The sequence below is a fragment of the Armatimonadota bacterium genome, from assembly GCA_037138755.1.
Classification (GTDB): domain Bacteria; phylum Armatimonadota; class Fimbriimonadia; order Fimbriimonadales; family Fimbriimonadaceae; genus Fimbriimonas.
In genome coordinates this window covers 1,655,479-1,678,392 of sequence record JBAXHT010000001.1, presented here as the reverse complement: position 1 = coordinate 1,678,392, position 22,914 = coordinate 1,655,479, and the positions used below count along the sequence as shown (strand labels likewise).

Sequence of the window (22,914 nt, the reverse complement as noted above, 5' to 3'; positions counted from 1 at the left end):
CTGTCGTATACTTCCTATATGAGCGTTTCTCGAATCACGATCAATCCTGAACAGTGCGGCGGTCGGCCATGCATTCGGGGTATGCGGATAAGGGTCACGGACGTGCTGGAGCTTTTGGCCTCGGGAATGAGCACCGAGCAAATTCTTGAGGAACATGATGACCTGGAGCGAGAGGACATCAGTGCCTCGTTGCTCTACGCCACCCAACAACTGAACCATCCGATTCTGGTCTCATGATTCTGTGGTTGGATGCTCATCTCTCCCCGGCGTTGGCTACCGGGTTAGAGACCGCTCTTGGGTGCAAGGTGGTCCCGATTCGCGATTTGGGTCTACGCGAGTCGAGTGACTTAGAGATATTCGCTTCGGCGAAGCTGAATGAGAGCATCATCCTGACGAAGGACTCTGACTTTGCCGAGTTGGTGCAGAGGTTCGGCCCTCCACCGAGCATTATCTGGATTCGTTCAGGGAATCGATCGAATTCCGAAATGCTCCAGGTTCTGACCCGGATCCTGCCGCTGGCACTACTTCAGATTGAGTCGGGTGAAAGTCTTGTTGAAATCCGATGAACGGCCTATCAGGTATATTGATGTGTCGGATCGATGGTTGCGCGTAAACCGTTGACTTCAGCCCCCCGAAAGCCTACGGGAAAGGGAGCCTGAACTGAGCGGTGGACGAAATACTCTCGATCTCGATTTAACTACGGAGCTTAAGAAACACCATGCCCCTGAGTCCAGATAAGAAAGCACAAGTCATCGCAGATAACGCCACCAAGGCCGGAGATACCGGTTCGGCAGAAGTTCAGATCGCCATCATGCAGGCTCGAATCCAGCAGATTACGGATCACCTTCGAACCCACAAGAAAGACAACCACGGTCGACGTGGATTGCTCGTGTTGGTTGGTAAGCGACGACGCCTCGAGGCTTACCTCCGCAACAAGGATGTTGTGGGCTACCGTGCACTCATCAAGAAACTCGGCATTCGTGAAGTTAAGCCCCGTTAATCTTAACGGAGCATAAATGATACACACACTCGAATTCGAGGTAGGCGGAAAGGAGTTCTACCTCGAAACAGGTCGCGTGGCTAAGCAAGCCGGCGGCGCAGTTCTCCTTGGAATGGGCGAAACCATCGTCCTGGGCGTCGCAACGATGTCCGAAAACCCTAAGGCGGGGATCGACTTCCTGCCTCTCACTTGCGACTACGAAGAGCGCAAGTACGCGGTCGGCAAGATCCCCGGCGGCTTCATCAAGTCCGGCGGACGACCTTCTGAAAAGGCGATCCTCGTCTCGCGACTGATGGACCGGCCGATCCGACCACTCTTCCCGAAGGGTCTTCGAAATGACATTCAAGTCATGGCGATGCCATTTGCGGTTGAGCAGGATTGCCCGCCCGACGTTCTCGCAGTTTGCGCCGCTGGTGCAGCTCTTGCGGTCTCGAACATTCCGTTCAAGGCTCCAATCGCCTGCGTCCGCGTCGGACGAATCGATGGCGAATTAATCCTCTTCCCAACCAACGACCAGATCAAGGTTTCTGACCTCGACCTCATCGTTGCCGGACACAAGGATGCCATCTCGATGGTCGAATCGGGTGCAAATGAAGTCAGCGAAGCCGACATGGCCGCTGCTCTTAAGTTTGCTCACAACGCAATCCGAGAGATTGCGCTTAAGTTTGAAGAGTTCAAAAAGACGGTTGGCACAAAGGTTCGCGAAGTTACGCTCTTCACCATTGACGAGGACCTGAAGAAGGCGATCAGCAAGAAGTTTGGCAAAGACATCGAGAAGGCTCTTCTCGGATCGGCTGACAAAGCTGTTCGAGAGTCAGCTCTCAACGACCTGATCAAGGACATCGTTGAGAAGATGAAGCCTGAGTATGCCGACCAGCCAGCGATTCTCAACCAGCTTCCAGAAGCGGCAGATACGGTTGTGAAGGGTGTCGTTCGCGACCTCATCATCACCAAGGACAAGCGACCTGACGGACGAAAGCTCGATGAGCTTCGAAACATCGAAGCGACCGCAGGAATTCTTCCTCGCGTTCACGGTTCAGGACTATTCACTCGCGGTCAGACCCAGGTCATGACCATCGCTACCCTCGGCCTTCCGGGAGACGCCCAGACGATGGACGGACTCGAAGAAGTCGACGCCAAGCGATACATGCACTTCTACAACTTCCCTTCCTACTCGGTCGGGGAAGTCCGCCCGAACCGAGGCCGGGGACGACGAGAAGTTGGCCACGGCGCGCTTGCCGAGCGAGCACTGCTCCCAGTTCTCCCACTCAGCGATCCTCAGTTCCCATACACTATGCTCCTCACTTCCGAGGTTCTTGAGTCCAACGGTTCCACCTCCATGGCTTCGGTCTGCGGCTCAACCCTGGCTCTCATGGATGCCGGAATCCAGATCAAGGCTCCGGTCGCGGGTATCGCAATGGGTCTGATGAGCGACGGAAAGGCCTTTAAGGTCCTTACCGACATCATCGGAATGGAAGACTTCTGCGGAGACATGGACTTCAAGGTCGCGGGAACTCGCGCTGGAATCACCGCGCTTCAGCTTGACACCAAGCTCGACGGAATTCCTGACGAAGTTCTTGCACGGGCCCTCAATCAGGCTCTTACCGCACGACTCCAGATTCTTGACATCATGGAAGCAGAGATCGACGCACCTCGAACCCGAGTTGCGGACACCGCTCCTCAGGTCGTCACGATGCAAATCAACCCAGAAAAGATCGGCGCGCTGATCGGACCTGGTGGCGCAACCATCAAGAAGATCTGTGCTGAGTCTGGTGCAACCGTTGACGTTCAGCAAGACGGTCGAGTCCTCATCGGCTCCACCGGCGCAGAAGCCTCCAACAAGGCGATGCAGATGGTGAAGGACGCAGTTGGCGACATTGAAATGGGTGTTGAGACAACCGGCGTTGTGACCCGAATCATGGGTCGAGGCGTTCTGGTTGAGCTTGCCAGCGGCAAGCAGGGATTCGTTCCGAAGGAACAGATCACCCTCAAGGAGATCAACCGAATCGAAGACGTCGTCAACATGGGCGATACGCTCAATGTAAAGACTCACGAGCTGGATGATCAAGGACGACTCAATCTCACCGCAATTGGTGTGAAGCAAGATCTTCCGACTCTCGAAGGTAACGAAAACGGAACCCCTCCTCCATCACAAGGTGGCGGCGGTGGACGCCCAGGCGGAGACCGAGGTCGCGGTGGCGACCGAGGTGGACGCGGCGGCGGATTCGGTGGCCGAGATCGAGGTGGAGACCGAGGCCCTCGCCGAGACGGACCTCGACCAGACCGAGCCGAGCGACCAGCTTCGAACGGCGGCGACGAGCCAAAGTTCCGAAAGCGACAGTAGGCTAAGCGTTTAACAAAAAGCCCACTTAGCGTCAGCTAAGTGGGCTTATCTGTATTTGGGCGAAGTCGCTGGCCAATTGAGTCTTACTATTGAGTCACGAAATCTACTAATTTCACTCATTCATTTCAGTTTTCGCCTCTCAAATGCCGATCTTTAGAGAGGGGCAAGATGAAACTTGGTGTCAAAGTTGGGCTGGGAATTCTCACCATCACATCGGTGGTTCTCGCCTTTTTCGCCTTCATTCAGCGTCCGATCATGCTCAAAAGTTTCGAGCAGTTACAATCTTCGGCGGCTGACGAGAATCTTCGCCGCGCTTACGAAGCAATTCAGACGGAGATCAATTCGTTGGGAAGACAAGCTCAAGACTGGGGGAGTTGGGATGACACTTACAACTACGTCCTGAACAGAAACCCAGGGTATGAAAAAGTAAACCTCTCTGTAAACATGTTCGACACGACCCATGTCGATCTGATCTGGTTGATTGAGAACTCTGGAAAAGTAAAGCACAAAGCCTGGCGCGGCACCGACCTAGTGGAACATACTTCCAATCCCGGATTTGACCCCGTTGCATTTGCTGGGGTGGCGAAAGAGCTGAGTCGGTCTTCAAAGCTCCGTGGGTCATGGGCGATAGAGTCCGTACAGGGCGTTCCAATGATTCTATATAGCCGCCCAGTCGTCGATAGCTCAGAAAAAGCGCCGGCAGCCGGCATGCTGGTAATGGGTAAGTTTCTTGCCAAACCGACTGTGAAGGCTATTTCGGCGGCGGTAGGCGTCGATTTCCAGATCATCAGCACGGATCGATCGAAACTTAATCAGCGAACACTGCCCTCCCCCAACCCCGAGCCAAAACTAGACTCCCATACCGAAATCATAGGGTACCAAGACTTACGGGGTAATGACGGAGTAGCCAGATTTGCCATCCAGACGCGGACACAAGCGCAAATTCTGCATGATGGCGAAACAGCAGTAGATAAGTCGCTACTTTTCATGGTGATGTTCACCGGCCTAAGCTCATTGTTAGGCTGGACGTTCATTCAGCTTCTTGTTACGAAACCTCTAGCGAGGCTCTCGAGAGAGATCGGAAGCATTGGCGACGGTAACAGTCGAACCGTCTCAACCGAATTAGTCGGAAGAAGAGACGAAATCGGGTACCTTGCGCGGTTTTTGCAAGGAGCGTTTGAGCAGATAGAACAGGCTCAAATCTCAATGGTAAAAGCGTCCCATGCGGCAGGAATGGCGTCTGTCGCTCGGGAAGTCCTACACAATGCAGGTAACGCGTTCAACTCGATTCGAGTGGCGATTGACCAGCTTACGGAGAATGCAAAGAGTTCCAAGTTTCCTCGGCTCAGCGAATCATTGCAGCTGCTGGTTTCGCAGTCTCACGATCTGAACAGATTCACTCAGGAGGATGAGAAAGGCAAACGACTCATTCCGTATCTGGTCGCACTGAATCAGCATCTCACTGCCGATCATGAAAGGACACTCGAAGAGTTGACCCTGCTGAAGACGTCGGTGGCTCACATGGGAGAAGTGATCCAGGCGCAACATTCTCTGGCAAACCCATCACAAGAATATCGAGAAGAGTTCATTGCTCCAATCATTGATGAGGCAACTCGGATCGTGGCCAAATCTCTATCACATCACGGGGTTGATCTCTTTGTCGATGTAGATTCGGATTTGAAGGGGCACTGCAACTCGCCACTGCTCATCAGAGTGCTGGTCAATCTGCTAACTAACGCGAAGGATGCCGTTGAGTGCAAGCCGATGGGGCAACGGCTCATCGAGGTAAGAGCTCTCCGCAATGCCGCAGGTCGAATTGAAATCAAGGTCCAAGATAATGGCGAGGGAATTGCGCCGGAAGACGCAACAAGAATCTTCGCGAATGGATTCACGACCAAGGCTCACGGCTCGGGATACGGTCTGCATTACTGCGCCAATACTCTGACCGAAATGCATTGGGAACTGACGTTACTGAGCAACGGGCCGGGTCAGGGAGCAACATTCACCCTTACTGAAAGCAAGAATCGACTCATCCAGGAGGCAGCATAGATTGAAACCAAGAATCCTCGTCATTGATGATAACTCATCAATCATCAACGACTATCGCAAGATACTCGCGCCGGATAACGACACCGGTGTACTAGACGATCTAGAGGCCGTCTTGTTCGGGACGCCTACTAGTCCCTCAAACCAACTGGAATGTGAGATATTCACCGCCAATCAGGGAGAAGAAGGAGTTGCCATCTTCAAGGAAGAACGGCTCATCAACCCCTTCGACGTAGTTTTTGTAGATATGCGCATGCCACCCGGTTGGGATGGTATGCGGACGATCCGAGAGATATGGAATCTTCAACCCGATCAGTTCGTGGTGCTCTGTTCGGCATATTCCGACTATAGCTTTGCGAGCTTACGTGATGCACTTGGGAACAAGCCTAACTTCCTCATTCTCAATAAACCATTCTCGCCCGAAGAGATCTTGCAGATTGTTCACTCTGTTGCCTCAAAAGAGTCTGGTGTGAAGCGGGCCGAACGAAAGATGGCCGCGGATTTAAGAGTGGCTCTCAACAAGAATCAACTTTCTACGGTCTATCAACCCTTGGTCCAACTTTCAACTGGTCAAGTCATTGGCTTCGAAACCCTATGTCGGTGGGAAGTAGAAGGCAAGACTGTCGCTTATCCTGACCAGTTTATCGATGTCGCTGAGCGTTATGGACTTATCGGTGAGGTTGGAGAATTTGCCATCACCGAAGCGGTGACAATGGCTCTGAGCCTCATCGGTGGCTGGACAGATCATTCTTTCCCGCTTGTCACGGTTAATGTTGCGCCCAAACAGCTGAGTCACTCTTTCGTAGCATTCCTCGATTCCGTCGTGCAAGAAGCCGACTTGCCCGTCGAGGCTCTAGGAATAGAAATCACGGAAAGCGGTGATCTCTCCGCAGAAGAAGAATGCATCGGGATCATTGAAGAAATTCAGTCGATCGGCTACCACATTCTCCTTGATGATTTCGGCACAGGGCACTCGTGCCTTGCTAACCTTGCACGGGTTCCGTTTGACACCGTGAAGTTGGATCGGAATTTCTGCATGAGCCTGCCTGAGTGTCAATCATCCACGCTTCTGCTCGAAGCCTTTGGTAAGCTCGTGCGACAACTCGGAAAGCTCTCGCTGGTTGAGGGGGTTGAAACTCAGATCCAAGAACAGATCGTACGGGATTTCCACTTCACGGTTGGCCAAGGCTATCTCTATTCCAAGCCTGTGGCACGTGAACGAGCGATAGAGATGTTCTTTGAGTCGCACTCTAGCAAGACCTTACGAGCAGCTTAATCGCACCGAGCTTAACAACCGGGCTTAATCAGCGGCGACGAACTCTAATTCAGGAGACAATCATCCTAAATATGAGCCGCTCGCGACGAACTCTTATGAGGCTTTGCCTGTTTCCTGTCTTCACTGAATGACCTGAACCAAGAAACAGGATTCAGATACAATGTGTCGCAATGCCGCAAACTCACCTTGGGAACCCACTTCCGGCGGACGTGGACTTCTTCGTCGCCGCTCCGTCTGAAATCGGAGACGTACTGTCTCAGTCTTCAACGCTGAAGCAGGGACAGCAAGGGACGGCCTCAAAAGCGCACATCCAACTTGCTCTTGCTTTCTTTGGGATCGCGGTGATTTGCGGGTTGGTTTATTGGAAGACGAACAACACCTTTGCTCTCGTCGGCGCCCTTTTGTTCGCAGGCTTTGGGGGGCTGCGCGCAATCAATATCAAACGATTCGAGTGCAACTACGTCGGCGAACTGGGATTTGCGCGTTACCGAGTCGGGAAAGATGATCAGACGAAGAACTCAATTGAGGGCGGCATCTTTTTGTACAAGAATGGGGCGCATTTGTATACAAATGTGATTGAGACACGGGGTCTTTGCCCGTTCTATGGTCAGAATGCTGTTTACCAATGGGTTGATGCAAACAACAAGTTCTTGGTCTCGATCTTTACGGATCAATACGTCCCGACTGATCCGGTTCCAGATGACTCGGTCATCAGTTTCTTGCGGGCCGCTGAGGCCCAGTGGGTGCGGACTCGGTTGCCGATCGCGCAAGGGACACTTGCTTCCGGCCGCGCTGAGTTTCCTAACCGCCGGGGCGGAGTGGTTGCTTTAACCGCAGATAGGATTGTATTTGAGACGAAGGAGAAGATGGAGATTATGGGATCCGATCTCGTGGCTATCAACCACGTCTCCGGTGACTTGGAGTTTGTGACGGGGGCAGGCAAAGTCGCCGCTTTGAACGTGAGCTTCTTTGCTGATGCGATGCTTTTTGAAGAATTAGTGGCGGCGCAGTTTGGGCTTGAGCGATACGATTCGGGGATCCGGCGGGCATAGTTATACAGGGTTATGGATCTGTTTTTTGACCTATTTTGCAAAAATGTTGTCAGGTTCCTTTGAACCCGGCAATGTGAAATTCTAAGAAATCTTTTTCATTTACTCTTGACTTTCTCTTTACTCCTCCGGTTTAATCTCTAACTGTAAATGGATCACCCCACACAAGGGTGCTAACGTCGGACTCCGGTCTGACCGGAGCACAGAAACATAGACACTGTTCGACGTAGTGAGAAGAGCCGCATTGCTCACTCTCCCAGACTCAATTTCGCGGGCCGATTGGCTTGAGTTCTCGCCTGTTAAGTGAAACTACTCAGGTTAAGTTTTTGTCCGCGACTCGCTTTCATCTGACAATTCCGTCCTCCAGAACGGATAGATTGTCGCAACTACATTTTGCACGGGCCGAATGGTGCTGCCTTATCTTTTGGGTAGATCAGCGGCAGACTAACTCACTAGTCCGTGCTTCATACGCATTAAGAGTGCGGGCCGATTCTTGTAGATTATCGCCTGTCACGCGGAGGGTCGGCGGTTCGAGTCCGTCCGTAGCCGAAGCGGGTAACCGTGGAAGCTGCGTAGCTCAGTTGGGTAGAGCATCTTGTCTACTTGGACACCTTGTCTGCGCTCTTAAGCTTTGAAATCAACATCTTCTCCGGGCCGATGAGGTTGGGTTACCCACCACTTCGGCTGCTATCGGGGTGCTTCGGCATAAAGGCCGGCCAACTCTCTCAGAGTTGAGGCGTGTGGAACGCGGCATGGCAGTCGAACCCAGGTTCGCACTTGCCCGGAGTCAACAAGGTTCGTCGTGCGGGCCGAGGCAATTGGTTTATCGGTTAAAGGCGCAAGCCCACTGGTTCAAATCCAGAGACCAAGGCATTACTTGCCTGCATGACGGACACAGAACGATTTTCGGTCGGGCCGGAAGGACTCTGAAAAGGGAAACCGTCGTGGACAGCGCTAGCTGCGCCATCAGGGAAACATCCGCTCCGAAACTTGCCCGGCCGAGAGAAAACAAGATTCCTACAAGGAGGAAAAGAAGAACATGAACTACAGCAAACTATTCAACACCAAAAAGACCAATCAGAAGCAAGCCATTCCCGGCTCAAGCCAGATCCTGAACCATGCGGGAGGCTATAGCTTTGAAGTGGATCGGTGGACGATGCTGGATCGCTTCTTGATCCTTGGTAGCGAAAACGGAACGTATTACACTGGGGCGAGGAAGCTCACCCAGGAAAACGCTCTCAACGTCATCGAGGCAGTGAAGGAAGACGGACTCAAGGTTGTCGATAGGATCGTCGAGGTCAGCACGAAGGGGTTGGCGCCGAAGAACGATTCGGCGATCTTCGCCCTTGCCCTTGCCTCTTCGTTCGGATGTGACAAGACCCGAAGCGCGGCACTTGCTGCGTTGCCGAAGGTTTGCCGAACCGGAACTCACCTCTTTGCGTTTGCCGCCGCTTGCGACGGAATGCGGGGATGGGGTCGAGGACTCCGAAAAGCGGTCGGTAAGTGGTACAACGCGCAGACTCCGGAAGCTTTGGCGTACGGACTGGTGAAGTACCAGGCTCGTGAGGGGTGGTCGAACCGTGACTTGCTTCGGCTCGCTCACCCGGTCGCCGCTACCGAGACCCACAATGTTCTGTTCAAGTGGGTTGTCGATGGCGAACTGACCGGCGAGGCTCCGCTGATCCAGGCCGTCCAGGCTTTGAAGGAGGTCAAGGACCTCGACAAGGCGAAGGCTTTGATCGTTGAAAACCGGATTCCGCGAGAGGCAGTTCCGACCGAAATGTTGACCGAGACTGAAGTCTGGGAAGCACTTTTGGAGGATATGCCGCTCACTGCGATGATCCGAAACTTGGCGACGATGACCAAGGTTGGACTGTTGAAGAGCGGGTTGTTCCGAGGTGACTCGGCAGCGGTTGAGAAGGTCGTTTCGACTCTTCGAGATGCCGAGAAGCTCCGAAAGGCGCGCATCCACCCGGTTGCGATCCTTGCCGCCCTCAACACCTACTCAGGTGGACGGGGTATCCGGGGTGACAACACTTGGAAGCCGGTCCAGTCGATTGTCGACGCTTTGAACGATGCGTTCTACGCGACGTTCCAAAACGTTCGGTCGACCGGAAAGCGGTACGTCCTTGGACTCGACGTGTCGGGTTCGATGGCGGGAACTCTGGTGAGCGGAGTAGCTGGGCTCGACTGCCGAAAGGCGTGTGGAGCGATGGCACTCGTGACCGAGTCGGTTGAAGATCAAGTGACCCACTTGGCATTCGACACCAAGGTTTATCCGTTGAAGTTGAACAAGTCGATGCGGGTCGATAAGGTCGTTGAGACCTTGGAGAAGACTGGAGGAGGTGGAACAGACTGTGCCGCTCCGATCCGGTTCGCAATCCAGAATCGTATCGAGGCCGACGTCTTCGTGATCTACACGGACTCGGAGACTTGGTACGGTTCGCAGCACCCGGCTCAAGCGATTGCCGAGTACCGTCGAAAGATGGGAATCCCGGCAAAGCTTGTCGTGGTCGCAATGGCAACCAACCGGTTGTCGATCGGCGACTCAACGGACGCTGGAGTACTCAACGTCGTCGGCTTCGACGCCTCGGTTCCGGGGGTAGTGGCTGAGTTCGTTGGGTGATTGCAAAAATGAGAGCGCGGAGGTTAGCTTCGCGCTCTTGTTTTGTCCTTCAAGAAGCTTTTAGTTGTCAGGATCGTCCGACCTTTGTGAAGTTTCTGCTGGGAGTGGTTTGTGGTGCTATCGCGATGTTTGGATTTCAGCTGGCGAGGCCTTCTGCAAAGTCAAAGTACGAAGTCGATTTGGCTGAGTACCACGTGAAGGAACTTTGGCGGCGTCATTATGATGTCGACCCCAAAGATGACGAGGCGGCGATCCGCGAACGGAAAGATCTTGGATCGGCGGAGCAGTTCTGGATCGTCTCTAAGTTGTACTTCGATGGCGATCCTCGCGCTAATGTTTTGGACGGGGATCTACCCATGCGGATGATACGTAGCAAGGAAGTCCCTTCTTTCCATCAAGGAGTCGCACGATTTGCCGTGTCGAACCAGGAGATGGACAAATCGGCGTTGAAGGCGACTGACAAAGCCTACGCCGCACTACTCAAGGCGAACGAGAAGTATCTCACTGAGCTCGCCAAGGCAGTCGAGATAGGCTTCAAGCCTAGGAAGCTCTAGGCTCTGCGAGCCTAGTGGCACGGGACCCGGGGAGAGTTTGATCCCAGAGCGAATGCGGCGGGATCGGACTCTTCTCGGGTGGGGTTTGGCTTTGGGACCGGCGCGGGACCTACGCCTTCGCGTACCGCGCCACCAACTCCGGCCAAGTCCCACCCGAGATCGCTTCGCGAATCTCATGCATGAGGCGAGCATAGAAGGCGAGGTTATGAAGAGTAGCGATCCGCGCTCCGAGCGGCTCGTTGGCTTTGAACAGGTGACGCAGATAGGCCGCCGAGTAGCGGTTGGTAGCCGCGAACGAGGAGCCTTCGTCGTGCAAACCGTCGAATTCGGCCCACTGTTTGTTCATCGCGTTGATTCGGCCATTAAGTGTGTATAGGCAGTGGTGGCGCGCCATGCGTGTTGGGAGAACGCAGTCAAACATATCGACCCCGCACGCCACGGCGTGAAGAATATCTTTAGGGTGACCGACGCCCATCAGGTAGCGAGCTTTGTCGGCCGGTAGAAGCGGCGCGGTGTGTTTGACTACCGGATACTGCATCTCTGTCGGCTCGCCAACACAGACTCCGCCGATGGCGACACCATCGAAAGGCAGATCGGAGATGTAAGCGGCGCTCTCTGAGCGCATATCAAAGTGGACTCCGCCCTGAACGATTCCAAAGATCGCTTGCCCTTCGGCCCGGGCGGCGAGGTTGCGGTGAGCCCACTCGTGGGTGCGCTTCATCGCCAGGTGGGCTTCATCGCGCGAGCATGGATAGGGCGGGCACTGGTCGAGCATCATGCTGATATCGACACCTAATTGGGCCTGAATTTGGATAGATCGCTCGGGGGTCAAGAAGTGCTTTGAGCCGTCGAGATGGGATTTGAAGGTGACGCCTTCGTCGGTGACCTCATTGGTGTCACTGAGGGACATTACTTGGTAGCCGCCACTATCCGTCAGGATAGCGCCCTTCCAAGACATGAACTTATGGAGTCCGCCAAAACGTTCGACCAAATCGGAGCCGGGTCGCAACGAGAGATGGTAGGTATTGGAGAGAATCTGCTGGAAGCCAAGACCTTCGATGTCTTCGCTACCGACGGTCTTCACCGTGCCCTGGGTTCCGACGGGCATGAAAAAGGGGGTTTCGACGATTCCGTGGGGCGTGTGGAGCCGTCCGCGCCGCGCCTTGGTATGAGGGCAGGTTCCGAGAAGTTCGTAGCGGACGCCGTTTGGGGAGTTCATGCGGGACAGTTAGGTGTACCCGGAAAAGGTAAATTGACTTGTGGCTTCAGGTTCGCCGTCGGGTTTTTCGGGGATTGATGTAAAGGCACTCGCCGCGCCTGGCCTGGCTTCGATGCGCGCCGCTCGAAAGCCGATCATCCTGATCCAGATTTGCTTCTTGGTATTCGTGGTTTTGTACTACGCGATCCCGAGTTTGCAGACTCTGCCGGAGACGATTCGCTCTTTTCGGGATCGGTGGGGGTTGATCTTCACGCTTGGATCAGTTTGGGTCGCAAGCCTGATCATTCCAGAACTCGCAGCAGTGGTCACTCGCCACGCAAGACCGAAAACAACCTTTGCGGGTTTATTCGTCAAGCTTGCCTACTTCGGATTCATCGCCATAGCAGTTGACACTCTTTACATTTTTCTAAGCCAGGAGCTGGGAGACAAGCCTTCGCTCGGGGTGGTGGTGGCAAAGATTGCCTTTGACATGCTGATCTTTTCCCCACTTATCTCGATGCCCGTAGCGGCTCTGACATTCATGTGGATCGATTCAGGTTTGAACGGAGCGGCGATGAAGCAAAAACTTGCCGAAGGCGACTTCTGGAAGCGCTACTTCCCGACGTTGGTGACCTGCTGGATGTATTTTGGGCCGGTCACCGTTGCCCTGTACTCACTCCCGCTGGCTTTAAACTTCCCAGTCTCGATGGCGGCGCAGGCGGCTTGGGGTTTGATTATCACATCGGTCGGCGCGAGGTCGGTGGAATGAAAGGAACGTTTGTCAACACTGGAACCGTGGTTCTTGGTTCTGCATTGGGCTTACTGGTAGGGCGGCTATTGCCGACGAATGCTCAAGACATCGCCCTCTCAGGCATTGGCTTGGTCAATCTGGCTCTCGGAGTCAAGATGTTCTTGCCATCCAAGAACCTGATTCTCGTCGCGGCGTGCATCGCTATAGGCGGAATTCTTGGCATGCTAATCGGGGTTCAGGCGAGCCTGGAAAGTCTTTCTATCTGGGCGAAGGATGTCGTTGGTGGACGCGGGAGATTTAGTGAAGGTCTGCTGACGGCGTCGATTCTATTCTGTGTAGGACCGATGACGATTCTAGGGTGCATCCAGGACGGACTAGAAGGACGCTCGGAACTGCTGGGGCTGAAATCAACACTGGACGGAGTTGCTGCGTTCTTCCTTGCAGCATCGCTCGGAGTCGGAGTTCTTTTCTCGGCGGTGATTGTTCTCCTCGTCCAGGGAACCATTACTCTGTTGGCATCGCGCCTTAAGTGGTTACGCGAAAACGAGGAACTGCTGAACGAGTTCACCGCAGTGGGCGGGCTAATGATCCTTTCAATCGGAATCAGTTTGTTGGGACTAAAGCAATTACCGACCGCAAACTATCTACCAGGATTGCTCCTCGTTCCCGTCGCTTACAAGCTCTACAATGCTTCTTCGCGAGGCTCCAACACTTCAGTCTGATCATCTTTGGCTGGCTTTCCCCAACTCAGAAAAAGCATGATCATGCTGACGGTAATGCAACTGTCGGCCCAGTTGAAGACTGGGAAGTCGTTCAGCTTTCCGCCAGTAAGGTTTGCCAGGCGCACCAGAAACATGTCGGTCACACCCTTCTCGTTGGCGACTCGGTCGATAAGGTTTCCTATCGCGCCACTGGCGAGCAGAGCCAGTGCAACCGTTCCCCACTTCGACTCATTCCGGTTCTTGTGGATTGAGTAGACCGCGAAGCCGGCAATTAGTATCGCCACCGGGGCCATCGCCAGAGCCGAACCCTGGAACATGCCGAACGCAATCCCTTTGTTGTAGCTCAGCGTGAACTCAAGAACACCTTTCCACGGCCCTCCGTCCCAGTACTGCCCGACCATCAGGGTGTTCCGCGTCCATGCTTTGATTCCTTGGTCGACAAGCACCATCAGGATCGTGATGATCCAGAAGAGAGGCAGACGAGACTTCAAAGACCGAGCACCTTTCGGTCGCGTGCACTCAAGAAGACCTTCTCGCCGTCGACTTCGACTTCAGCAACATCAGGACGTCGGACCCGAGAGCGGATGCACTCATTGTATGGCGATTTCTCGAATGTCACCGCAGGCTCACCATCACTTAATTCAACCCAGCTCACTTTGAAGAAGTTCGAAAGTTCATCGACGGAAAAGCTTTCAAGGAGCTTCTTCTCAGTTGGATCGACTGTGAGTTTGGCGACCACGTCCTGCGAATTCTTAATCCCGTCGGTTCCCTTGTACGGTTCGAAGGAGCTGTTGACAATCTGCTTTGCGGCGATGACTGCGGCGAAGCGTTGCTGTAGCTCGCTACCTTCGATGTCGTCGATGCTTGCGGCGTCAAAGGTTTCGAAGAAGACCGAAGTCGATTTGACGCCAAGAGTCTCGTGCATCTTCAGCCAGCTCTCTTCGGCGGTGTGGACGAGGACCGGGGCGATGAGCTTGATCAACTTTTCTGCCACTTCGTAGCAGGCTTGTTGGCCCGATCTCCGCTCGGCGGAGTCCTCCGCGTCGCAGTACATTCGGTCCTTGATCGCATCGGCGTAAAAAGCCGAGAGTTGCTGGCGGCAGAAATTGTGAACGCCAGACATGACCGTTCCGAAGTCGAACCGTTCGTAGGCGTCGATGCAATCGGCAACCAAAAGATCGGCTTGCTCGATAAACCAGCGATCGAGTGGGAGAACGGTTTCTGGAGCACCCAGTGTGTAACCGTTCAAATTCCCGATCAGGAACCGCAGAGCGTTGCGGATGTTGCGGTAGCTCTCACCGAACTGCTTGAGGATTGGGTCGGAGCAAGGAACGTCATTAGCGTAGTCCGTTCCGGCGACCCAGTAGCGGACAACGTCGGCGCCATAGTCGGCACAGGCTTTGACCGGGTCAACGACGTTGCCGAGGCGTTTGGACATTTTGCGGCCCTCACCGTCCGTCACGAAGCCGTGCGTGAGAACGGCTTTGTACGGCGCTCCATCCCGGGTGGCCTGACCAAGGATAAGGGAGGTATTGAACCAGCCTCGGTGCTGGTCAGAGCCTTCGAGGTAGATGTCGGCTGGCCAATTCTCTTTCCATTCGGGATAGACGTTGCCTTCGAGGACAGCGAGCGACGTGGAGCCAGAGTCGAACCAGACGTCCAGGACGTCGGTCTCCTTGTCGAATTCGGTCTCCCCGGTTTCCGGATGGACGTAGCCCGCGGGAAGAATGTCGGCGGCATCTTTGATGAACCAAGCATCTGAGCCCTCTGCTTCGACAAGGTTGGCAACCGCGTCGATGGCAACCGGGTCAAGTACCGGAACCCGACTTTTCTTGCCGTAGAAGACTGGGATTCCTACTCCCCATGGTCGCTGGCGAGAGATGCACCAGTCGGGTCGATTGCGGATCATTGCCTCGATACGGTTCTGACCTTGGGTAGGCACCCAGTTGACTTCGCTGATCGAGTCGAGCATTCGACCTCGGAGGCCCTCGTGTTCGAGGCTAAGAAACCACTGTTCGGTGGCGCGGAAGATGACCGGCTGCCCGTCGCGCTCGGCATAGGGGTAGCTATGGTGGTAGTCGCTGACCCTAAGGAGGGCGCCGACTTCTTGGAGTCGATCGACGACGACTGTATCGCAGTTCTTGTAAAAGACGCCTTCGAATTCGCCCGCTTCTTGGGTGAGGACACCTCTTTCATCAACCGTATTCGGGACTCCAAGATTGTACTTTTGGCCGGTGAAGAAGTCATCGCGACCGTGACTGGGAGCGGTATGGACGACGCCGGTTCCGTCTTCAGTGGTGACGTAATCGGCCATAACGGCGAGACTAGATCTGTTAAAGATCGGATGCTTGAACTCCATCTTATCGAAGTTGATACCTTCGAGGGTTTTGACAACGGTGTAGTCTGCCCAACCCACTTTCTCAGCGACCTTGGATACGAGGTCTTGGAGGATGATGAAATGGTCACCTCCGACCTTGACGACATCGTAGTTGAACTCGGGATGAAATGCGCACGCAAGGTTCGCGGGGATGGTCCATGGGGTGGTGGTCCAGATCACCGTGTAAACATTTTCGAACCCGGCAAGCTCCTGATTTGGGTCGCTTTTGAGCGGAAATCTGACATAGATCGCTTTGCTGATGTGATCGTGATACTCGATCTCAGTGTCGGCAAGAGCGGTTCGGCTCGTGGGGCTCCAGAGGGTGGGACGGAGACCTTTATAAACGTAACCCTTCTCGACCAAGCGTCGGAAAACGCGAACAATTTCCGCTTCAAAGCGGAAATCCATTGTGGTGTACGGCTTCTCCCAGAGGCCAAAAATTCCCAGCCGCCTGAACTGGTCACGTTGGATCGTGAGGTACTCGGCGGCGTGATCCCTGCAGGCTTGTCGGAGTTCGGGGATCGTGGGGGTGACCTTCTTCTCCGCAAACTTCTTCATCACGGCTTGCTCGATGGGGAGGCCATGGTTGTCAAATCCTGGGACGTAGGGAGTCCGGAAACCCATCATCTGGCGACTCTTGAGAACAAAATCCTTAAGGATTTTGTTCATCGCCGTTCCGATGTGGATCGGCGAGTTTGTGTAGGGCGGCCCATCGTGGAGGACGTAGCTCGGACAGTCCTTCCGAGCTTGCTGGAGTTTGTGATAAATCGCCTCTGAATCCCAAATTGCCTGAATCGACGGCTCCAGGGTCGGCAGGTTCGCCTTCATAGGAATTGTCGCTTCAGCGTCAGGGAGGTGCAGAGTCGATTTGAAGTCCATTTGAACCTATCAGTTTACCGGGGTTGAGGCGGGGCAGGTTTGGCGTATCATTGAGGTATGAATACGATCCCCGAAGAGTTGCAAGATATCTTGACAGCCGATCCTGAGTACGTCTCGGGGGCGATTCGCTTTGTCGACACGCGGATTCCCGTTTGGATACTGCTTGACTACATTCACGAAGGCGACTCTGTCGAAGAGTTCTTAGATGCATATCCAGATCTCTCGCGAGAGACTGTTAAGCGCGTTTACTCTTGGCTCGCTCGCCAAGGGCGAGACAGACTTGGCATCGCGAGCTGATGCGAATCCTGCTTGACCAATGTTTCCCTAATGGCGTTTCGAGGTACGTCTTTGGTCACGAGTGCGTGCGCTCAAAAGACATGGGTTGGAATCTACTTGTCGATGGCGAACTTCTAGAAGCTGCAGAACAGCATGGTTTTCAGGTGCTGTTGACCATCGACAAGGGGATTCCTCATCAACAGAATCTTTCAACTAGAAACATCGCAGTGATCGTTATGGCTCCAATTCCACCCACAGTCCCCCAACTTGTGAAGCAAGTTCCCGAGCTCCTTGCGTTGCTGCTGAAGGTGGAGCCTGGAAAGGCATACTTCGTAAGCTAAGAATCTGCCCGGTAAACTAGGGGTTCATGCCGAAGACCACCATCGTGACGGCTATTCCGTATGTGAATAGCACTCCGCATATCGGGAATATACTTACCACTCTGTCGGGGGATGTTACGGCTCGCTACCTGCGGATGCGAGGGCTCGATGTTTTTTCGGTCGCGGGGACGGACGAGAACGGGCTGAAGATAAAGGAAGCGGCAGAGGCGCAGGGTCGCGATCCGCACGAGTTTACGGCGGAGATTGCCCAGCGGTTCATTGAGATTTTTGATGGCATGGGAATGAAGTTCGACAAGTTCGTCCGGACTTCCCTTCCCGAGCACCGAGCGGCATCGCAAGCGCTCTTTGCCAAGCTCCAAGAAAACGGCTATATCTACACCGCGACCTACGAGGGTTGGTATGACGTTTCTACAGAGACCTACTTCAAGGAAGCCGACCTGGTGGACGGCAAGAGCCCGGACGGGAACGAAGTTCGGTGGGTTAGCGAGGAGAACTACTTCTTCAAGCTCTCGGCATTTGGCGACCGTCTGCTCGCACACATCGAAGCGAATCCAGACTTTATCATTCCTGAAACGCGTAAGAACGAGGTCGTTAGCTTTATCAAATCTGGACTCATGGACCAGTGCGTTTCGCGAAAGAACAACGGTTGGGGAATCCCAGTTCCGGGCGATGAGTCGCAAGTCATTTATGTCTGGTTCGACGCACTGATCAACTATATCACCGCCACCGGCTGGCCGAATCAGGGCTGGGAAGATAAGTGGCCAGCGCTAGCGCAGTGGCTCGGGAAGGACATTCTCACCAGATTCCATGCAACGCTCTGGCCTGCAATGCTCTTGGGTGCCGATTTGCCTCTTCCGAAGCATGTGATTGCCCATGCATGGATCCTGCTTGGGGATGAAAAGATTTCCAAGTCAAAGGGGAACGTCGTCGAACCTCTGAGCCTGGCCTCCTATACCACCGAACTGGCCGGTTGTTCTCCCGAGGTTTCGGTGGATGTCGTTCGCTACTACATCACGGCAACGATGGGCTACGAGAATGACTCGACGTTTACTTACGACGATTATCACAAGCGATACAATAGCGATTTGGCTAACGATCTGGGCAACGCCTTAAACAGATCGCTCGCAATGGCACACAAGTTTGTCGGGGGAATCGTTCCGGATGCCCCAGTGGAACTCGAGGTGCTTGAAGCGATTGGCAAGTGCAAAGCGGCATACGAATCCGCAATGGACGGGTTCAGACTTGAGCGCGCTGCCACAGCGGGAATCGATGTGATTCGGTTCGTCAACAAGTATGTCGACACCCGCGCCCCATGGGCTCTGGCCAAAGCGGGCGATCCGGCCCTTGCATCAGTTCTGAGGTCGATGATCCTTTGTGTCCGAGCCGCAGAAGGAATGCTCCAGCCATTTATGCCGACAGTCTGCAACGAAGTAGCAAGACAACTAGGCGTCGCGCCATCGACGGCTTGGTCGCTGATCGGCTCACCAGAATCGCTCCCCGCCGGAACAGTTCTGAATGAACCACAACCGATTTTTCCTCGCATCGACCTCTCCAATATTCCTGCACCCGAAAAGCCAGCCAAACCCGAGAAACCCAAGATGGAAGAAACCAAGAAGCCAACCGAAGAATCAACTGGAATCATCACGATCGACGACTTCGCCAAAGTCCAACTCCGGGTCGGAAGGGTTTTCGAGGCCGAGACGCTAGAGGGTAGCGACAAACTGCTCAAACTCCAGGTTCACATAGGAGAAGAGAAGCGCCAGATCGTTGCTGGCATCCGAGCGAACTACTCGCCAGAAGACTTGATCGGGCGGCAGGTCGTGGTTGTGTATAACCTCAAACCAGCCAAGCTACGCGGTACCGAAAGCCAAGGCATGCTCCTTGCGGCAACGGACGAGAACGGCGGAGCCATCCTCCTACAACCTGACCGAGACGCCCCTGAAGGCACGCAGGTCCGCTAAAGCGGAGGAGGCGGAGGGCCAGAGCCTCGTCCGTAAGGATTGCTGCCGTAGTGCTTATCGTTCTCTTCGGCCTGTTTGTATCCTTCCTCGACTTTCTTCTTCACTCCCTCAGGCAGTGTATCGAGGGTGTAGATTTTCTGATCGGCTACGTGCATCTCGTTGAGGCTGAACGACTTCGAGATGCCTTTTCGAACTGTTAGCTCAAGGCTAATTGACCTCTGTGATACCAGTCGAAGGGAATTCTTGTCGAACCTATCGTACGGCTGGTTAGCCCACGGGTACTTCGTCGGATTCTTCTGCTGGAACAGGAGCTGACCCAAGTAGTTTGGATCCAGCTGCCGGACCTGCTGAAAGGAAGAATTTGCTTCGGGATCGGCCAGCAATACCTCGGAATTGCTTTCCGTCCCTTTGACCATCATCTTTCCGGTCAATCCATCCGGACACATGTTGGTAGGCTCCTGAAGAATTCCGCCCCAGACTTGATTCTGGAGTTCGTTGAACTCCGAATTATAGCTACCATCTGGCTTTTGGAACGCAGAGTAATCAAAGTTCCAGTTCGACCAATCAGCCCAGAAAACTGACTTAAACATCTCTCGCTGGAAGCGAGCATCAAACTGGTCGAGCGGAACGCTCTTCCCACTAAAGATCAGTTTCTTCAGTTTCGGATCTGCGAACGCAAAAAGCCGGAGTCCAGCGCGGTCATTGTAAATTGGGAGATCGTAGGGACGAACTCGGTTGATTCGCTCTTGGAGCATCCATCCCATCGACTCATTGTCCGGCATCTTTGCGGCGAAGTCAGCCTGCTCCTCAATTGTTCCACAGTCTCGGGTTACGGCTAGCCGGATCATCGGTCCGATCAGCTTGGGATCAATCATCATTGTCCGTGTGGCCAGTCGATCCTTGAGGTTCAAAGTGAACCACTTCTCACTTTCTTCGATTTCCAGAACCCTTCGATAGTAAGGGTTTCTCAGGAAGTCAACTTGCTCCATGTAGTCACCGTAACTTCCCAAGTTGTAGACGATCAGATTCTTCGTCCCGGCGAAGCTCCGAAAATTCTCGAGTTGGTACTGACCGTTCGCTTCAAACTTCTCGGGGTTGAGGAGTTTCTCTAGAAGTGTCTTCGGAATGGGACCCCGCTTACCTCCTCGTCGCTCAAACATGAACTTCCGGTACTCCTCGGCCTCAGGACTGAGGACGATCTTGTCTTTCGGTTTTTTCCTGGCGTCTTCGGATGCCTTGACGGCTTCCTCAGAATCCTGCTCGGGTTCGCCATCGAGCGATTGATAGTCGCTTGTGATCTGCCGCCCTTTGTCATCGAAGATGCTGATCTGAGCGTTGAGGGATTGCTCCAGGGAGTCGGTCGCAAACTTGATCTGAATTGTAGGAATCCTGGGGTTCGCCTGACTCACGGTGCTGGCAAGCCTTGAAAATCCGTACGAAATGTATTCTGTATCACGACTCGATCTGATTGGCGCCCCCTTGGTGACATCGGACCAAACCGCCTGCTCATTGACCAACTGCGCCCAGATGTCATCCAGCTTGATGTTCAGACGTTGCTGCTGACCTGTCGGATTATTCGAGAACACGACTCGGCGATTGTTCTTGGAAACCAGCATCGCCATTTGGGGGTTCAACCGGGTCACCAGCCGCTTTACGAAGCGTGAATAAGGACCGCGGGCATCTAGTCGGTTGATGCGTCCGTAATACTGCTCGTCATATTCGCCCTCACCGCCCCGTGGCTTTGTCTGCGCTATCGCGTCGATTTCACGCTTAATCGCTTTCGCTTCGTTTTCATCAAACGAAATCATCTTGGCAACGCGCTTCTTGGCATTTTCGATCCCCGTTGTCACTCGCCGAAGCTTCTCGGTTTGGGCATATGCCTGTTCGGCACGGATCTGATCCGACGATTGTTCAAAGAGCAGGAACGACTCCTTCTTCGACCAAGTTGCGTTTGCAACCTGCGCGATCTTCTTCATCAGCTCCGCCTTGGTGACGTCCCTAACGGAGATCGTGAGGGTGTCGTTGAGTAGTGGCGTCCCAATGACGATCGGTTCGCCAATCGCCTTGCTCAGCAGTGGCGCAAGGTTCTCAAGCCGAGTTGCTGGCACCTCAAACGAGATGAGCTGCGATTGCGGAAGAACGAAGGGAGCCAGTAGGAAAGGCATGAAGTCTCTCTATTCTAGGACGTTACCACCTAAGACGCAAGTTCGTTTTTATTGTTTACTTTGAAGACAAAAGGAAACACTAGAGCGCAAGCCAACCCAACTCCTAACGGGACGATAAACATTGCTTGCCAGTCGACCAGTTTGCTGATGTCGGTTGAACCCGGCACCGATATCTTCGAAGGCAAGTTGGTCGTATTCACTTGCTGCGAATACCCGGCCATCAACGCGCCTATGACTCTGCCAACTCCCTGAGTTAAAACCAAAAACAGCGACTGAGCCGAGGCTCTTATGTCGGGAGGAGCGACCTGCTCCGTGTACATGAATCCTGCGATCAGGAAGCATGGGATACAAAAGCCATGGATAAACAGCCCGATCAGCGCAGGACTCGATGAGGGAAAGAAGACGAATAGGGCGTACCGGATCGGCCACGCCGCGAGGCCGAGCGCGAGCACCCACTTGATGCCTAACTTTCGGATCAACCATGGCAACCACAGCATCATCAAAAGCTCGCCGACTTGGGCGATCGTCATGAAAGCCGAAAGCTTGCTAAGAGGAATTCCAAGGCCAGCCGCACCAGGATTGAAATAGCTTTCTGGCAGAGCTGCCTTCAGGGCTTGGGTCGTTGGCGAACTCAGGAAACCTCCTGCGAATTGGTAGTAGAAGTCCCACATCGCTGAGGCCACCGTTCCCACGACAACTAGCGCCATAAAGCTTGGGTTCTTGAGCAGAGTAACGGCTTTCCCGAACGCGAAGCGACTACTCGATGCTCTGGTCGGCGGGGTTGCAGGCAGCAAAAGCGAAAAGGCTCCTAGGAGTACGCTTAGCGCGGCTCCTAAAAGAAAGAGATCGCCAACGGGGGCGTTGAACTTTAGGCGCCAAAGTGAGAGTCCGAGTCCTGCAGACATCCAACCGATTGTTCCAGCAATTCGGATCGGAGTGAATTGCCGGTGGTGATCGTCCACGTGGGCGAAAACGAGAGAGTTAGCCAGCGCTACCGTGGGAGCGTATAGCAGCGCATGGAGACCGAGGCAGACAACCGCCAGTTCAAACCGAGTTTGCTTTGCGGCGGCGTAGAGCGTCAGTCCGGACAGCAAATGAAGGAGTCCAAGCAGCCGGTCAGTCCGGACGTACCGATCTGCCATGGAGCCGAAGATCGGAGGCATAAAGATCGTTGCCAGCGGCATCAGCATGAAGAGCGCGCCAATCTGGAGCCCCGTGGCATTCATGCCTCCCTGACCCCCGTTTTGGAAGTAAACCGCCACCGTCGGTGCGTACGCTCCGCAGATCGCGTATTCCAAAAACATGAGCAGGAACAGGCGGAGAAAGCGCGACATTGCGTTCATTTTAGA

Annotated in this window: 19 protein-coding genes; 14 read left to right on the top strand and 5 right to left on the bottom strand. The window is 54.1% G+C overall.

The genetic code is table 11. The features are described 5' to 3' along the window. The first annotated feature begins 18 nt into the window (after positions 1-18). From WCK51_07960 to WCK51_07920, 9 genes are all read left to right on the top strand, one after another. A complete protein-coding gene (locus tag WCK51_07960) occupies positions 19-237 on the top strand; it encodes a DUF433 domain-containing protein (GenBank protein ID MEI7576812.1) in 219 nt (72 codons plus the stop codon). Then, on the top strand, positions 234-566 hold the full coding sequence (locus WCK51_07955; protein ID MEI7576811.1) for a DUF5615 family PIN-like protein: 333 nt from the start codon (positions 234-236) through the stop codon (positions 564-566). The genes WCK51_07960 and WCK51_07955 overlap by 4 nt, the downstream gene beginning before the upstream one ends. Before the next feature lie 152 nt (positions 567-718). Next, positions 719-1,000 (top strand): 30S ribosomal protein S15, encoded by a 282-nt coding sequence (gene rpsO / locus WCK51_07950; GenBank protein MEI7576810.1) that lies wholly within the window; start codon positions 719-721, stop codon positions 998-1,000. Between the two features lie 16 nt (positions 1,001-1,016). Further along, positions 1,017-3,344: a polyribonucleotide nucleotidyltransferase gene (locus tag WCK51_07945; GenBank protein MEI7576809.1), complete on the top strand. Its 2,328-nt coding sequence runs from the start codon at positions 1,017-1,019 to the stop codon at positions 3,342-3,344. Positions 3,345-3,512: 168 nt separating this feature from the next. Then, positions 3,513-5,393 carry a CHASE4 domain-containing protein gene (locus tag WCK51_07940; GenBank protein ID MEI7576808.1) on the top strand — a complete coding sequence of 627 codons (1,881 nt, stop codon included), beginning with the start codon at positions 3,513-3,515 and terminating at the stop codon, positions 5,391-5,393. 1 nt (position 5,394) lies between these two features. Next, complete coding sequence (locus WCK51_07935) at positions 5,395-6,666, top strand: EAL domain-containing protein (GenBank protein MEI7576807.1); 1,272 nt, start codon at positions 5,395-5,397, stop codon at positions 6,664-6,666. A gap of 170 nt (positions 6,667-6,836) precedes the next feature. Beyond that, the gene (locus tag WCK51_07930; GenBank protein ID MEI7576806.1) at positions 6,837-7,718 is read left to right on the top strand and encodes a hypothetical protein; all 882 of its coding nucleotides are present in this window, start codon (positions 6,837-6,839) and stop codon (positions 7,716-7,718) included. Between the two features lie 1,036 nt (positions 7,719-8,754). Then, on the top strand, positions 8,755-10,341 hold the full coding sequence (locus WCK51_07925; protein MEI7576805.1) for a TROVE domain-containing protein: 1,587 nt from the start codon (positions 8,755-8,757) through the stop codon (positions 10,339-10,341). A gap of 86 nt (positions 10,342-10,427) precedes the next feature. Beyond that, entirely contained in the window at positions 10,428-10,895 is a 468-nt protein-coding gene (locus WCK51_07920; protein ID MEI7576804.1) for a hypothetical protein, read from the top strand. A 109-nt stretch (positions 10,896-11,004) separates the two neighbouring features. On the opposite strand, the gene tgt is transcribed toward WCK51_07920, so the two are convergent. Beyond that, positions 11,005-12,114: a tRNA guanosine(34) transglycosylase Tgt gene (gene tgt / locus WCK51_07915; protein ID MEI7576803.1), complete on the bottom strand. Its 1,110-nt coding sequence runs from the start codon at positions 12,112-12,114 to the stop codon at positions 11,005-11,007. 40 nt (positions 12,115-12,154) lie between these two features. Here tgt and WCK51_07910 point away from each other — a divergent pair, with 40 nt between their 5' ends. Both WCK51_07910 and WCK51_07905 read left to right on the top strand, forming a co-directional pair. Continuing rightward, the gene (locus tag WCK51_07910; protein ID MEI7576802.1) at positions 12,155-12,862 is read left to right on the top strand and encodes a hypothetical protein; all 708 of its coding nucleotides are present in this window, start codon (positions 12,155-12,157) and stop codon (positions 12,860-12,862) included. Next, positions 12,859-13,566 carry a DUF554 domain-containing protein gene (locus WCK51_07905; protein MEI7576801.1) on the top strand — a complete coding sequence of 236 codons (708 nt, stop codon included), beginning with the start codon at positions 12,859-12,861 and terminating at the stop codon, positions 13,564-13,566. The genes WCK51_07910 and WCK51_07905 overlap by 4 nt, the downstream gene beginning before the upstream one ends. Here the strand turns inward: WCK51_07905 and lspA are convergent. After that, positions 13,527-14,057, bottom strand: coding sequence for a signal peptidase II (gene lspA / locus WCK51_07900; GenBank protein MEI7576800.1), 531 nt, complete (start codon positions 14,055-14,057; stop codon positions 13,527-13,529). The two genes, WCK51_07905 and lspA, sit on opposite strands and share 40 nt — an antisense overlap. Next, positions 14,054-16,822, bottom strand: a complete 2,769-nt coding sequence (gene ileS, locus WCK51_07895) for an isoleucine--tRNA ligase (protein MEI7576799.1) — start codon at positions 16,820-16,822, stop codon at positions 14,054-14,056. Before ileS ends, lspA begins: the two co-directional genes overlap by 4 nt. 57 nt (positions 16,823-16,879) lie before the next feature. Here ileS and WCK51_07890 point away from each other — a divergent pair, with 57 nt between their 5' ends. The 3 genes from WCK51_07890 to metG are packed head-to-tail and all read left to right on the top strand — an operon-like array spanning position 16,880 to position 19,400. Continuing rightward, positions 16,880-17,119 (top strand): DUF433 domain-containing protein, encoded by a 240-nt coding sequence (locus tag WCK51_07890; GenBank protein MEI7576798.1) that lies wholly within the window; start codon positions 16,880-16,882, stop codon positions 17,117-17,119. Continuing rightward, positions 17,119-17,439 (top strand): hypothetical protein, encoded by a 321-nt coding sequence (locus tag WCK51_07885; GenBank protein MEI7576797.1) that lies wholly within the window; start codon positions 17,119-17,121, stop codon positions 17,437-17,439. The genes WCK51_07890 and WCK51_07885 overlap by 1 nt, the downstream gene beginning before the upstream one ends. Positions 17,440-17,465: 26 nt before the next feature. Then, positions 17,466-19,400, top strand: coding sequence for a methionine--tRNA ligase (gene metG, locus WCK51_07880; protein MEI7576796.1), 1,935 nt, complete (start codon positions 17,466-17,468; stop codon positions 19,398-19,400). Here metG and WCK51_07875 read toward each other — a convergent pair. Together WCK51_07875 and WCK51_07870 are read right to left on the bottom strand one after the other, a co-directional pair. Beyond that, positions 19,397-21,565: a hypothetical protein gene (locus WCK51_07875; GenBank protein MEI7576795.1), complete on the bottom strand. Its 2,169-nt coding sequence runs from the start codon at positions 21,563-21,565 to the stop codon at positions 19,397-19,399. The genes metG and WCK51_07875 overlap by 4 nt on opposite strands. A gap of 29 nt (positions 21,566-21,594) precedes the next feature. Continuing rightward, the gene (locus WCK51_07870) at positions 21,595-22,899 is read right to left on the bottom strand and encodes an MFS transporter (GenBank protein ID MEI7576794.1); all 1,305 of its coding nucleotides are present in this window, start codon (positions 22,897-22,899) and stop codon (positions 21,595-21,597) included. Positions 22,900-22,914: the final 15 nt, after the last annotated feature.

What these genes read in the sequence shown, in the direction of transcription:
- ileS (MEI7576799.1), bottom strand. Translation starts at nt 16,822, where the DNA reads ATGGACTTCAAATCGACTCTGCACCTCCCTGACGCTGAAGCGACAATT.
- WCK51_07885 (MEI7576797.1), top strand. Translation starts at nt 17,119, where the DNA reads ATGCGAATCCTGCTTGACCAATGTTTCCCTAATGGCGTTTCGAGGTAC.
- WCK51_07930 (MEI7576806.1), top strand. Translation starts at nt 6,837, where the DNA reads ATGCCGCAAACTCACCTTGGGAACCCACTTCCGGCGGACGTGGACTTC.
- WCK51_07955 (MEI7576811.1), top strand. Translation starts at nt 234, where the DNA reads ATGATTCTGTGGTTGGATGCTCATCTCTCCCCGGCGTTGGCTACCGGG.
- WCK51_07925 (MEI7576805.1), top strand. Translation starts at nt 8,755, where the DNA reads ATGAACTACAGCAAACTATTCAACACCAAAAAGACCAATCAGAAGCAA.
- WCK51_07870 (MEI7576794.1), bottom strand. Translation starts at nt 22,899, where the DNA reads ATGTCGCGCTTTCTCCGCCTGTTCCTGCTCATGTTTTTGGAATACGCG.
- WCK51_07905 (MEI7576801.1), top strand. Translation starts at nt 12,859, where the DNA reads ATGAAAGGAACGTTTGTCAACACTGGAACCGTGGTTCTTGGTTCTGCA.
- WCK51_07940 (MEI7576808.1), top strand. Translation starts at nt 3,513, where the DNA reads ATGAAACTTGGTGTCAAAGTTGGGCTGGGAATTCTCACCATCACATCG.
- WCK51_07890 (MEI7576798.1), top strand. Translation starts at nt 16,880, where the DNA reads ATGAATACGATCCCCGAAGAGTTGCAAGATATCTTGACAGCCGATCCT.
- WCK51_07875 (MEI7576795.1), bottom strand. Translation starts at nt 21,565, where the DNA reads ATGCCTTTCCTACTGGCTCCCTTCGTTCTTCCGCAATCGCAGCTCATC.
- WCK51_07945 (MEI7576809.1), top strand. Translation starts at nt 1,017, where the DNA reads ATGATACACACACTCGAATTCGAGGTAGGCGGAAAGGAGTTCTACCTC.
- rpsO (MEI7576810.1), top strand. Translation starts at nt 719, where the DNA reads ATGCCCCTGAGTCCAGATAAGAAAGCACAAGTCATCGCAGATAACGCC.
- metG (MEI7576796.1), top strand. Translation starts at nt 17,466, where the DNA reads ATGCCGAAGACCACCATCGTGACGGCTATTCCGTATGTGAATAGCACT.
- WCK51_07960 (MEI7576812.1), top strand. Translation starts at nt 19, where the DNA reads ATGAGCGTTTCTCGAATCACGATCAATCCTGAACAGTGCGGCGGTCGG.
- tgt (MEI7576803.1), bottom strand. Translation starts at nt 12,114, where the DNA reads ATGAACTCCCCAAACGGCGTCCGCTACGAACTTCTCGGAACCTGCCCT.